12 protein-coding genes are annotated in these 12,184 nt (G+C 70.2%); 8 read left to right on the forward strand and 4 right to left on the reverse strand.

The features are described 5' to 3' along the window. Nucleotides 1–402 precede the first annotated feature (402 nt). From NLX83_RS36090 to NLX83_RS36110, 5 genes are all read left to right on the forward strand, one after another. The gene (locus NLX83_RS36090) at nt 403–1,173 is read left to right on the forward strand and encodes a MerR family transcriptional regulator (protein ID WP_254239755.1); all 771 of its coding nucleotides are present in this window, start codon (nt 403–405) and stop codon (nt 1,171–1,173) included. 58 nt (nt 1,174–1,231) lie between these two features. After that, entirely contained in the window at nt 1,232–2,266 is a 1,035-nt protein-coding gene (locus NLX83_RS36095) for a hypothetical protein (RefSeq protein ID WP_254239756.1), read from the forward strand. Between the two features lie 45 nt (nt 2,267–2,311). After that, nucleotides 2,312–3,118, forward strand: coding sequence for a M15 family metallopeptidase (locus tag NLX83_RS36100; RefSeq protein ID WP_254239757.1), 807 nt, complete (start codon nt 2,312–2,314; stop codon nt 3,116–3,118). Nucleotides 3,119–3,165: 47 nt separating this feature from the next. Next, nucleotides 3,166–4,596: an NADP-dependent phosphogluconate dehydrogenase gene (gene gndA, locus NLX83_RS36105; protein WP_254239758.1), complete on the forward strand. Its 1,431-nt coding sequence runs from the start codon at nt 3,166–3,168 to the stop codon at nt 4,594–4,596. Nucleotides 4,597–4,662: 66 nt separating this feature from the next. Beyond that, the gene (locus NLX83_RS36110; RefSeq protein WP_254239759.1) at nt 4,663–5,151 is read left to right on the forward strand and encodes a hypothetical protein; all 489 of its coding nucleotides are present in this window, start codon (nt 4,663–4,665) and stop codon (nt 5,149–5,151) included. Here NLX83_RS36110 and NLX83_RS36115 read toward each other — a convergent pair. Beyond that, entirely contained in the window at nt 5,108–6,685 is a 1,578-nt protein-coding gene (locus tag NLX83_RS36115) for an alpha-amylase family glycosyl hydrolase (protein WP_254239760.1), read from the reverse strand. The two genes, NLX83_RS36110 and NLX83_RS36115, sit on opposite strands and share 44 nt — an antisense overlap. Continuing rightward, nucleotides 6,682–6,954 carry a SemiSWEET family sugar transporter gene (locus tag NLX83_RS36120; RefSeq protein ID WP_254239761.1) on the reverse strand — a complete coding sequence of 91 codons (273 nt, stop codon included), beginning with the start codon at nt 6,952–6,954 and terminating at the stop codon, nt 6,682–6,684. The genes NLX83_RS36115 and NLX83_RS36120 overlap by 4 nt, the downstream gene beginning before the upstream one ends. A gap of 65 nt (nt 6,955–7,019) precedes the next feature. Between NLX83_RS36120 and NLX83_RS36125 the strand changes: the two genes are divergently transcribed. Then, on the forward strand, nt 7,020–8,207 hold the full coding sequence (locus tag NLX83_RS36125) for an ROK family protein (RefSeq protein ID WP_254239762.1): 1,188 nt from the start codon (nt 7,020–7,022) through the stop codon (nt 8,205–8,207). Here NLX83_RS36125 and NLX83_RS36130 read toward each other — a convergent pair. Continuing rightward, the gene (locus NLX83_RS36130; RefSeq protein WP_254239763.1) at nt 8,200–9,300 is read right to left on the reverse strand and encodes an ROK family transcriptional regulator; all 1,101 of its coding nucleotides are present in this window, start codon (nt 9,298–9,300) and stop codon (nt 8,200–8,202) included. The genes NLX83_RS36125 and NLX83_RS36130 overlap by 8 nt on opposite strands. Before the next feature lie 71 nt (nt 9,301–9,371). On the opposite strand from NLX83_RS36130, the gene NLX83_RS36135 reads away from it, so the two are divergent. Continuing rightward, nucleotides 9,372–10,613 (forward strand): glycosyltransferase, encoded by a 1,242-nt coding sequence (locus tag NLX83_RS36135; RefSeq protein ID WP_254239764.1) that lies wholly within the window; start codon nt 9,372–9,374, stop codon nt 10,611–10,613. Nucleotides 10,614–10,770: 157 nt separating this feature from the next. On the opposite strand, the gene nadE is transcribed toward NLX83_RS36135, so the two are convergent. Beyond that, nucleotides 10,771–11,595: an ammonia-dependent NAD(+) synthetase gene (gene nadE, locus NLX83_RS36140; RefSeq protein WP_305884223.1), complete on the reverse strand. Its 825-nt coding sequence runs from the start codon at nt 11,593–11,595 to the stop codon at nt 10,771–10,773. A gap of 58 nt (nt 11,596–11,653) precedes the next feature. Here nadE and NLX83_RS36145 point away from each other — a divergent pair, with 58 nt between their 5' ends. Then, nucleotides 11,654–12,091 carry an SRPBCC family protein gene (locus NLX83_RS36145; protein WP_254239765.1) on the forward strand — a complete coding sequence of 146 codons (438 nt, stop codon included), beginning with the start codon at nt 11,654–11,656 and terminating at the stop codon, nt 12,089–12,091. Nucleotides 12,092–12,184: the final 93 nt, after the last annotated feature.

A 12,184-nucleotide genomic window follows, 5' to 3' on the forward strand; every position in this document is an offset into this window, starting at 1 on the left:
AGGGGTTCAATCTATATAAGCTCACTGGCTTACATCGGCACACTGTTGAGTTCTCAAAGAACACACGCACACCATCCCGGGAACCTTTACCAGATTCCCCGTCCGGGGCTCTCGCTCTGTTGTGTCCGAAGCTTATCCGGCTCGATTTCCCGGTGTCAAATCGGGGGTCAACCCGCTTTGTCGTCCACTTCGGAACATATTTTGTTGAGCTGTGCCACTTCGCGGTGACCCGCTCGGTGTGGGAAGAAAGTTAGCAGGACGTTCACGGGCCGTTTTCACCACCCCCCTCTTAACGTGATCTCGCAGGTCAGCGGCGTGTCGGCGAGCGAAGCCCGCCGCCGGGCTTGACCCTCACGTGGCGTGAGGCGGCACGGTGACGCGCGGAGTCGGGAGGAAACGCCAGTGGACTACACGGTCGGCCGGGTCGCGGCTATCGCGAATGTGACGGTGCGCACTCTTCATCACTACGACGAGATCGGGCTCTTGTCGCCGAGTGGGCGCACTCCCGCCGGGTACCGCACTTATGACGAGGCGGACCTGGATCGGCTGCACCGCGTCCTCGCTTACCGCGAGCTGGGTTTCCCGCTCGACGAGATCGCGGCGATCGTCACCGACCCGGGCACCGACACCATGGGGCACCTGCGCAGGCAGCGCGACCTGTTGCTCTCCAAGATCGAGCGGCTGCGGGGCATGGTCGTCGCCGTGGACCGGGAGATGGAGTCGCAGCGCATGGGCGTCGCGCTGACACCGGAGGAGCGGTTCGAGATCTTCGGCGACTGGGAACCGGAGCCCGGCTACGGCGAGCAGGCCGAGCAGCGGTGGGGGCACACCAAGGAGTGGCGGCAGGCTCAGGAACGGATGTCCGGGTTCGCCAAGGAGGACTTCGTCCACATGCAGTCCGAGCAGGCGGCGTGGGTGCGGCGGCTGCTCGCGGCACTGGACGACGGCGTGGCTCCGGACAGTGAACGAGCGATGGACCTGGCCGAGGAGCACCGGCAGCTGATCGGTCTGCTCTACGACTGCGCTCCGGCTCGGCACGTGCAGATCGCCGAGATGTACGCGAACGAACCGGAGCAGTTGAACTTCCTCATCCCGCCTGACCAGCAACGGCCGGGGACGGGGGCGTTCATCTGTACCGCGGTGCGAGCAAATGCCCGCCGATTGGGCGAATGACTCCACCGTTCAGCCCTACAAGGATCTACGGACTTTCGTAGCTTCTGGGGAGGCTGAGATGGCTGATCGTTCTGTGCACTACGTCGGGAGCCTGCCGGGTGAGGACGCCGAGTCGGCGATGTCCGGGGCCTTGGCGCGATCCGGGCCGCGACTGCGGACACTCGCGGACGGTGAGACCGGGGAACGCAACCGGTGGATCGTGAACTTCGTCGACGGTCTCGACGGTCATCCGGACCTGGAGACACTGGCCAGGGGCGCGTGGTCGAGCTATGAGGACATCCCGAAGTACCGCGTCCGCAAGGGGCGGACGCTGACCGGGGACGCGCTGAACCTCGGCTATCTCGACGAGTTCCGCCGCAGCTACCCGGTGTTCAAGAAGCTGCGCGAGGAGCACGGGAACGAAGGGCTGCGGTACCAGGTGGGCCTTCCGGGGCCGCTTGACCTGGCGATGTTCGTCTTCGGGCCGATCGGTCCCTTCAAGCACGTCGCGCCGTTCCAGGAGGCCACCGTCCGGGAGCTCCGGCAGATTCATGCCGAGGCCGGGGACGACGTGCTGTTCCAGATCGAGGTGCCGGTCGAGCTGGTGTTCATGACCAAGGCGCCGAAGCCGCTGCACGGGGTGCTCTCGCGGTGGCTGGCGAAGAAGGTCGCCGCTGTCGCCGCGGGCGCTCCGGAGGGCACGAACTTCGGGGTGCACCTGTGTCTCGGCGATCTGAACAACAAGGCGCTCGGGAAGATGAAGAGCGCCGCGCCGCTGGTGACGCTGTCGAACGCGATCGTGGCCGCGTGGCCCGCCGGGCGGACGTTGGAGTACATGCACGCCCCGCTGGCGATGGGTGACCTGCCGCCGTCGCCGGAGGAGTCCTACTACCGCGCGCTGAGCGGGATCAAGCTGCCCGCGGGCTGCCGGTTCATCGCGGGGTTGGCGCACGAGAACCAGGACTTGGAGACGCAGCGGCGGTTGCTGGGACTGGTCGAACGACTTGTCGGTGACCGGGTGGACATCGCGTGCGCGTGCGGACTGGGCAGGCGAAACCCTGATCAGGCGGCCAGGGCGATGGACCGGTGCAACGAACTGGCAGAGACGGGCTGATCAGCCGACTTGCATGACGGGGGCGGGTGGCGTACCCCCTGGGGGATGACTACGCGCCCCGTCGTGCTCGGCACCCTGCTGGTCGCGGGAGTGCTGGTGGCGTGCTCGGACACTCCGCCGCCGCCAGCACCGCCCGCACCGACCACTAGTACGACGACAACAACGACTGCCGCGAGCACGGGCCCTCTCGTGTCCATTCAGGACGTGGACCCGAGCATCCTCGTCGAGGCGCGTTACTTCACCGACCACAACTTCGTCGGCGAGCGCATCGAGGGCTATGAGGCCAACAAGTGCCTGCTGACGCCGCAGGCCGCCGAGGGGCTCAAACGCGTGCAGGCCGAGCTCAAGCCGAAGTCGCTGAGCTTGAAGGTCTACGACTGCTACCGCCCGCAGCGCGCCGTGAACCACTTCGTCCGGTGGGCGAAGAACGCGGACACGCGGATGAAGGGCGAGTTCTACCCCACGCTCGCGAAGGACCGGTTGTTCCCGGACGGCTACATCGCCGAGCGCTCCGGACACAGCCGCGGCAGCACGATGGATCTCACGCTGGTCGCCGTGCCTCCACCGCCGCAGGCGCAGTTCCGCGCCGGTGACGGGCTGGTGAGCTGCACGGCGCCGAAGGAGCGGCGGTTCGCGGACAACAGCGTGGACATGGGCACGGGCTACGACTGCTTCGACAAGCTCGCGCACACCGCGAACCCCGCGATCGCGCAGCCCGCGCAGGCGAACCGGGCGCTGCTGAAGTCCTTGATGGACAAACACGGCTTCACCAACTACGCGCAGGAGTGGTGGCACTTCACCCTGCGCGGTGAACCACATCCTGAGACCTACTTCGACCTCCCGGTGCGGTGACCCGGGAAGTCGCTACGTTGCTGACAGGACCTGAAGAGGGAGAGTGCATGGCTGCCGATATCGGCGTGACCGGACTCGCGGTGATGGGCCGCAACCTGGCGCGCAACTTCGCCCGCAACGGCTTCTCGGTGGCGGTGCACAACCGCTCGCGGGCGAAGACCGACGCGCTGGTGTCCGAGTTCGGGCACGAGGGCGAGTTCGTGGGCAGCGCGACGGCGGAGGAGTTCGTCGCGTCGCTGGCCACCCCGCGCAAGATCGTGATCATGGTGAAGGCCGGTGGGCCGACGGACGCGGTGATCGACGAGCTGACGCCGCTGCTGGAGCCGGGCGACATCCTGGTGGACGGCGGCAACGCGCACTTCGCCGACACCCGCCGCCGCGAGGCCGCGCTGAAGGAGAAGGGCATCCACTTCGCCGGGGTCGGCATCTCCGGCGGTGAGGAGGGCGCGCTGCTCGGGCCGAGCATCATGCCCGGTGGCTCGAAGGAGTCCTACGCCGCGCTCGGGCCGATGCTGGAGAAGGTCTCGGCGAAGGTGGACGGGACGCCGTGCTGCGTGCACGTGGGCCCGGACGGCGCGGGGCACTTCGTGAAGATGGTGCACAACGGCATCGAGTACGCCGACATGCAGCTGATCGCGGAGTCCTACGACCTGCTGCGGCAGGGGCTGGACCTGAGCGCGAAGGAGCTGGCGGAGGTCTTCCGCGGCTGGAACACCGGTGAGCTGGACTCGTACCTGATCGAGATCACCGCCGAGGTGCTCGACCAGGTCGACGCGGCCACCGGCAAGGCGTTCGTGGACATCGTGCTGGACCAGGCGGAACAGAAGGGCACCGGGCGCTGGACGGTGCAGACCGCCCTGGAGCTGGGCGTGCCGATCAGCGGGATCGCGGAGGCGGTGTTCGCGCGGTCGCTGTCCGGGCACGCGGACCAGCGCGCGGCGGCGGCGAACCTGCCCGGCCCGAGCGGTGGCCGGGTGTCCGGCGCGGGCGCGGAGACGCTGGTGGAGGACGTCCGGCTGGCGCTCTACGCGTCGAAGATGGTCGCCTACGCGCAGGGCTTCGACCAGATCATCGCGGCCAGCAAGGAGTACGGCTGGGACGTGGACCTGGGTTCTACCGCGACGATCTGGCGCGGCGGCTGCATCATCCGGGCGCGGTTCCTCGATCGCATCCGCGAGGCTTATGACGAGTCCGGTGACCTGCCGTCGCTGCTGGTCGCGCCGTTCTTCGCCAAGGCGCTGGAGCAGGCGCAGCAGTCGTGGCGCCGCGTGGTGACCACGGCGGTGGAACTGGGCGTTCCGACGCCGGGCTTCGCGTCGTCGCTGGCCTACTACGACGGTCTGCGGCGGGAGCGGCTGCCCGCGGCGCTGATCCAGGGCCAGCGGGACTTCTTCGGCGCGCACACCTATCGCCGGGTGGACCGCGAGGGCAGCTTCCACGTGGACTGGTCCGGCAAGCGCGAGGAGAATCCGGCCTGACCCGAAACACCGCGAAGCCGGGCCGTCCTCAGGGCGGCCCGGCTTTCGTTTTGACAGGCTGTGGCGGTGAAGGGACTGTTGTCGATCTTGGCTGCCGCCGCGCTCCTCTGCGCTGGTTGTGGTGGTGGCGGTGCTGGCGGTCGCGGTGGTGAACCCGCGGCGAAGGACCTGTGCGACGTGCTCGGCAAGGCGGACTTCCCGTGGCCCGGCGAGCCGACGTTGCAGCGCACTACGGACTCGGTGGGGCTGACCTGCACGTGGTCGGCGGACGGCTACAGCGTCGATCTGAAGCAGATGCGGGACATGCGCATGGAGCCGTTGCGGAAGGCGTGGAACCTCAAGGAGCCCGCGATGTCGCTCGGCGGGCGTGAGGTGTTCGTGCGGAAGTCCGCCTTCGACCTGCAAGCGGAGGAGCAGCTGGCGGTCGAGTGCCGCGCGGCCATGCAGGACGGGACCGGTTTGGTGACACTGCGGGTGCGCAACTACGACGCCGCCGATCTGTACGGCGATGTCACGAAGCTGGCTGAGAAGGTCGCGGAGCGCATTCCACGATGACCGCCTCGTTGGGCGCGAGCGGTCCCAGCGACGTTCGGTCCACTGTGGAGTAACGCACCCGCCAGGAGCTGTCCAGGTCGAGTTCGGCCGCGGTGGTGCCGAGGTTGGCGGCGACAACGGTGTTCCCGCAACGGTATGCGGTCATTCCGGGAGCCGTGTCCAGCCACGTCGGTTCGGTGCGGCGGAGGTCCGGCAACTCGCGGCGCACGTGCAGCAACCGCCGGTGTGCGTGCAGGATCGAACGCGGATCTTGTTGCTGCACCTCGACTGTGTCCGCCGGAGTCCGGTCGCCGAACGGCAGCCACGCCGTGGCCGCGCTGGTGAAGCCCAGGTTTTCGCTTGCGCACCAAGGCATCGGGGTGCGGGATGCGTCGCGGTTGTGCTCGTGGTTGCCGCCGCGCTTGGCCAGCGGGTCCTGGGCTTGCTCGGCGGGTACGACGCCGTTCACCAGGCCGAGCTCGTCGCCCTGGTAGAGGAAGGGCGTTCCGGGCAGCCCCATGGTCAGCGTGGTGAGCGCGAGCGAGCGGGCCGCGCCGTACCTGGTGGCCGCCCGGCTCCAGTCGTGGCTGCTCTGCGCCCACGACAGCGCGGGGCTCGCGGTGGTGGCGGCCCGGAGCAGGTCGGCCTCGGTTCCACTGTCCACTGTGGATTGGATGAGGCCGAAGTAGAAGTAGGAGTGCAGCCCGTCGCGGCCGGTCAGGTAGTCCGCGAGCGCGCTCGGGTCCACCATGTGCGTCTCCCCGACGAGGAAGGCGCCGTAGTCGTCGGCGATCATGCGCCACCGGCGGTGGATGTCGTGCAGCGCGGGCTGGCCGATGTCGTGCCGGTGGTCGTAGCGGTACCAGTCCGCGACGGCGCCGCCGATCAGCCGCACCCGGTCGTCGGGCAGGCGGGGGTTGTCCGGCAGGTCGGGGTGCTTGGCCAGGTAGTGCGCGGTGTCGACGCGGAACCCGTCCAGGCCGCGGTCCAGCCAGAACCGCATGATCGCCTCGACCTCGTCGGCGATCTTCGGGTTGCCCCAGTCGAGGTCGGGCTGCTCGGGGGTGAACAGGTGCGCGTACCACTCGTCGGTGCCGGGGTCGTGCGTCCACGCCGGGCCGCCGAAGGTCGCGACCCAGTTGTTGGGCGGCTGCCCGGGGCCGCGGCCGGGCCGCCACAGGTAGTGGTCCCGATAGGGATTGTCCTTGTCCGCCTTGGACATCCGGAACCACGGGTGCTCGTGGGAGGTGTGGTTGACGACGAGATCGCTGATCACCCGGATGCCGCGGGCGTGTGCCTCCGCGACGAGCCGGTCCAGGTCGTCGAGCGTGCCGAAGCGCGGGTCGACCGCCCGGTGGTCGGCGATGTCGTAGCCGTGGTCGTGCATGGGCGAGACGTAGAACGGGGTGAGCCACAGCAGGTCGACGCCAAGCCACTGGAGGTAGTCGAGTTTGCCGATCACACCGGGCAGATCGCCCCACCCGTCGCCGTCGCTGTCGCAGAAGGACGGCAGGTACACCTCGTAGCCGACCGCGTCGGCCCACCAGTCGCTCATCGGTCCCCCGCTCCCGTAGTCAGGGGCCGGGTGCGCGCCTTCAGCACCACCAGCACGGAGACCAGGCCCAGGGTGATCACGTTGGTCGCGGCCACCGGCACGTCCTCCAGCACGAGCCCGTAGACCGCCCACATCGCCACCCCGGTGCCGAAGAGCAGCAACCACCCCCAGGAGAGGTCGCCCGCGCTGCGGGTGCGTGCGGTGCGGAGCACCTGCGGCAGGAAGCTGAGCATGGTCAGCGCTCCCGCGGTCAAGCCGAAGACCGTCATCGCGTTCCCTCCGGTTTGTGCAGTACCAGTTTGTGCAGTAGCTGTACAAACTTAGACTACGGAGTATGGGACCCCCCGCACAAGAACGCGCCCGGGATTCGCTGGGCAGCCTGGTGCTCCAGCTGCACACGCTGGGCGGGGTGGCGAGCCGGGCCGAGCTGACCGAGCGGCTCGGCTGCGGGCGCAGCGCGATGGGCTACCTGCTCGGGGAACTGCGCTCACGTGGCCTGGTCTCCATCGACCCCGCGGGCGGACGGACGTCCTCGGCGGACGGTGGGCGGCCCTCGCACTCGGTGCTGGTCGCCGACGACGCGCCGACCGTTGTTGCCGCCCAACTGGGCGTCGACTCGGTGACGGTCGCCCGGGTCGGGCTCGGCGGCAAGGTGCACGCCCGCGTCGAGCGGTCCCTGCGCACGCGCGACACCACCGACGCGCTCGACACGCTGAGCGAGCTGATCACCGAGTTGACTGCGCCGAAGGTGCTCGGCGTCGGCCTCGCGGTGCCGTCGCCGGTCCGCCGCACCGACGGATACGCCGCGGCCGCGCTGCACCTGGGCTGGCGCGGCGTGCCTCTGCGCGAGCTGCTGCTGGAGCGACTCCCGCTCCCCCTGGCGCTGGGCAACGACGCGAACCTCGCGGCCATGGCGGAGTACCGGCACGGCGCGGGCAAGGGCGCGACGCAGCTGCTCTACCTGATGACCGGTCACGTCGGTCTCGGCGGCGCCGTGGTCAGCGAGGGCAGGCTGTTCCTCGGCGCCCGTGGCTACGCGATGGAACCCGGGCACCTCACCGTCGACCCGGCCGGGGCGCCGTGCCCGTGCGGCTCCACCGGTTGTCTGGAGGTCGAGGCCGACCACCGGGGTCTGCTGCGCGCGGCCGGTCGCACCGATCACGCGCTGCACGACGTGCCGGAGGCGGTCGAAGAGGTCTTCAAGGAGGCAGTCGCCGGAGATCCGCGCTGCGGCGCGGCGCTCGACCAGGCCGCGCGCCACCTGGGCAACGGTCTCGCCAGCTTGATCAACTTGGCCGACGCCGACCGGATCGTGCTCGGCGGCACCCTCGGCCGCCTCTACTCGTTGCGCTCGCGGCTCGTGGACGAGCGGGTGACCGGCCGGTCGTTCCTCAACGACGGCGGCGAGATCCCCGTCCTGCCCGGCGCCCTGCCGGACAGCGTGCTGCTCGGGGCGGCCGAGCTCGCCCTGCAACCGCTGCTGGACGATCCGAAGCGCGTCCTGGACGGGCTGGCTAGATAGCGAAGAGGCGCTTTTCGGCCGCGTCGAGCGCCACGCGCAACGCGCCGAGCGCCACGGCGTCGTCGATCAGCTCCGACAGCAGCAGGCGCGGTGGGATGAGGCACAGATCGGAGACACGGGCGGTCAGGCGTTCGAGGAGCGCAGGCCCGCAGTCGGCGATGACACCGCCCAGCACCACCAGCTCCGGGTCGACGGCGAGCGCCATGGTGGCGATGCCGTTGGCCAGGTCCTCGATGAACGCGGTGACCTCGGCCGCAGCGCGCGGGTCGGCGAACACGCGCGCGGGGTCGTGCTCGGACTTGACCATGAAGTCGTTGGCGGCGGCCCACGGTGAGTGCGGTAGCGCGCCCAGTTCGCCCGCGGCGCCGTGGCTGCCCCGGTGCACGCGGCCGTTGATCACCACGCCCACCCCGAGCTTGTGGTCGGCGAGCACGAAGACCACGTCGTCGACGTCGCGGGCGGCGCCGCGCCAGCGCTCCCCCATCGCCGCGGTGTTGGCGTCGTTCTCCACCAGGACGGGGCACGGGAAGTGGGCGCCGAGCTCGCCGGCCACGTCGAGGCCGGTCCAGCCGTCGAGCACCGAGCAGAGCGAGATCTTGCCGGTGCGACCGACCAGTCCGGGGGTGCCGACGGCCAGCGCCCACAGGTCGTCCTTGGTGACTCCGGCGGCCTGGAGGCACTGCTGCGCGGTGCGGCGGACCCGCACCAGGCGTTCGGGGCCGGGCAGGTCGGGGGTCAGCTCGACCCGCTTGCCGCCGACGATCTCGCCGTGCAGGTCGGCGAGGACGGCGTAGACCTTGTGCGGGCCGACGTGGAGGCCGAGCACGTGCCCGGCGTCGGTGCGGAAGCGGAACCGGCGGGCGGGTCTGCCGAGCGGGCGGGTCCCGCCGGAGACGGGCTCGGCCTCGGCGGCCAGCCCGGCGGAGAGCAGCTCCTCGACCGCGCCCTCAACGGCGGAGCGGGAGAGGTCGGTGGCCTTGGTCAGCTCGGTCAGCGTGACCGCGGCGGCGCGGTGCAGCACCCGCAGCACCCTGGCCGTGTTCAGTTTCCGCAGGGCCGTGGCGTCCCCGCCGAGCCCACGCACTCCGTCCACCGGCACAGGCTAGCCGGAGATCACACTTCAGTTACTTCAAGAATTTGTGAATTCTGTGTAGTTTGAGCGGCATGAGGATCGTGATCGTGACCGTGGGCTCGCGCGGCGACATCGCCCCGTACACCGGCCCCGCGGTGCGGCTCCGAGAAGCGGGCCACGAGGTCGTCGTCTCCGCCCAGTCCGCCTTCGCCGGCATGATCGCCGAACTGGGGCTCGGCTACCTCGCGATGCCCGGCGACATGCGCGCCCTGCTGGAGTCCGAGGAGGGCCGCGCCTGGTCGGCGAAGGGCACCGGGCTCCGCGGGGTGAAGGCGCAGCTCGACATCGCCAAGCAGATGATGGACACCGTCGCCGAGGGCGTGATGACCGCGGCGGAGAACGCGGATCTCCTTCTGCTGCAACGAGGTGCGCTGATCAACGGTTACCTGGCGGGCAAGGCGCTCGGCATTCCCACCGCCGCGCTCGAACTGTTCCCCGGTGTGCCCACCGCGGAGTTCGGCCTCGCCGGGCTGGGCGGCAAGGACCTCGGCCGCGTGCTGAACCGGTGGCTTCCCAGGCTCGCGTTGCGCGCGCCGACGCCGCTGGACGCGTCGATGAAGGAGTTCTGCCGCCGTCTCGGGCTGCCGCCGATGCGGGTCGGCCGGGTGCGGCGGATGATGCTCGACGACCAGGACTACCCGGTGCTGCACGGGTTCAGCAGGCACGTGGTGCGGCGCCCGGCGGACTGGCCGCGCGGCACGGACGTGGTCGGGTACTGGTGGCCGGAGCGCCCGCCCGGGTGGACCGCGCCCGCCGAGCTGGTGGACTTCCTCCAGGCCGGTCCGCCGCCGGTGTTCCTCGGCTTCGGCAGCATGGCGCCGGGCGAGGGGGAACGCCTGTCGGAGGTGGTGACGGAGACGGTGCGCCGCGCCAAGGTCCGCGCCGTCGTGCAGGCCGGGTGGTCCGGGCTCACCGCGACCGGCGACGACGTGATGTGCGTGGAGAGCGTTCCGCACGACTGGCTGTTCCCGCAGGTGGCGGCGGTGGTGCACCACTGCGGCGCGGGGACGACCGGGGCGAGCGTGCGCGCCGGAGTGCCGGTCGTGCCCACGCCGGTGCTGGCCGATCAGCCGTTCTGGGCCTCCCGGCTGGCGAAGATCGGCGTCAGCCCGGGCTCGGTGCCGTTCGCGGAGCTCGCCGCCGAACCACTGGCCACGCTGATCACCCGCGCCGTCACCGATCCCGGCTACCGCGCTCGCGCCCAGTCGCTGGCCGAACGCGTGCGCGCCGAGGACGGTGCTGGCGCGATCCTCCGGCTGGTCGAACGCGTGTGACGGTCTTCAAGTACCCCCGACCCCCTCTCCAGCAGTCGTTAACCGCCCCCAACCCCGGCAGCGGCGCGCGGGGGTTGGGGGGCGGTTAGTGGTGATCATCGGCGGGGTGCGTGGTACTTGAAGACGCACGAACTACGGCGGTGGTGGAGGTTGGGGGTCAGCGCCACCAGTCGTCGAACGGAGTGACGGGGACAGCGCGCTTGTGCCTGGTCGCGCGGAACATCGACTCCAGCTTCCGCGCCACCTCGGGGGTGACGTCGAGGCCCTCCAGGTAGTCGTCGATCTCGGCGTAGGACATGCCGAGCGCGACCTCGTCGGGCAGCGCGGGCCGCTCGGCCTCCAGGTCCGCGGTCGGCACCTTCTCCCACACGCTCGGCGGCGCGCCGAGCTCCTGCAGCAGCGCGGCGCCCTGGCGCTTGGTCAGGCCGGTCAGCGGGGTGATGTCGACGCCGCCGTCGCCGTACTTGGTGAAGAACCCGGTGACCGCCTCGGCCGCGTGGTCGGTGCCCACGACGAGCAGGTTGTGCTGTCCGGCGATCGCGTACTGGAGCACCATGCGCTCGCGGGCTTTGACGTTGCCGTGCACGAAGTCCCGCAGCTTCGGCTCGTCCAGGGCGCGCGCGGCTTCGGCGGCGACGACGTCCGCGCTCGGCTTGACGTTCACCGTGACCACGCGGTCGGGCTTGATGAACTCCAGCGCGGTCTGCGCGTCGTGCTCGTCGGCCTGCACGCCGTAGGGCAGGCGCACCGCGACGAAGCTCGCCTCGTGGCCCTCCTCGCGCAGTTCCTCGCTCGCGAGCTGGCACAGCCTGCCGGTCAGCGTGCTGTCCTGGCCCCCGCTGATCCCGAGCACGAACCCCTTGGCCGGTGTCGAGCGCAGGTAGTCCTTGAGGAAGTCGATCCGTTGCCGGACTTCGACTTTGGGCACGATGGTCGGCTTGACGGCCAGCTCGGCGAGGATCCGCTCCCGGAGGTTCAGCATCCTCGTACTCTACGACCGCCGCCGGTTGGCCCCCGGGCCGCTCGGGTACCCGGGCGCAATGGTGAAGACGGAGATGCGGATCGCGGCGAGCGCTGAGGACGTGTTCGACGTCCTGGCCGACGGGTGGTCCTACGCGGGGTGGGTGGTGGGCGCCTCGCACATCCGCGAGGTCGACCCGGGCTGGCCCGCCGAGGGCACCCGCATTCACCACAGCGTCGGGCCGTGGCCCCTGCACGTGCAGGACGTGACGCGGGTGCTGCACGTGGTGCACGGCAGGCTGATCGACCTGGAGGCGCGGATGTGGCCGGTCGGCAGCGCGCGGGTGCGGCTGACGCTCACCCCGGCCGGGCCGGACGCGACGGACGTGCTGATGGAGGAGGAGGTCACCCAGGGCCCCGGACGGGTGATCCCCACGCCCGTGCAGGCGATGCTGCTGAAGCCGCGCAACGCGGAGGCACTGCGAAGGCTCGCCGACATCGCCAAGGGCCGGGGGTGATCTCAGGGGCGGAGTACGCCCTTCGGCAGATGGCATGGCATGCGGATGTTCCTAGGTTGACGACTGCTAGCCAGTTGCGACTTAGGAGAAATC

The sequence above is a fragment of the Allokutzneria sp. A3M-2-11 16 genome, assembly GCF_024213555.1.
GTDB lineage: Bacteria > Actinomycetota > Actinomycetes > Mycobacteriales > Pseudonocardiaceae > Allokutzneria.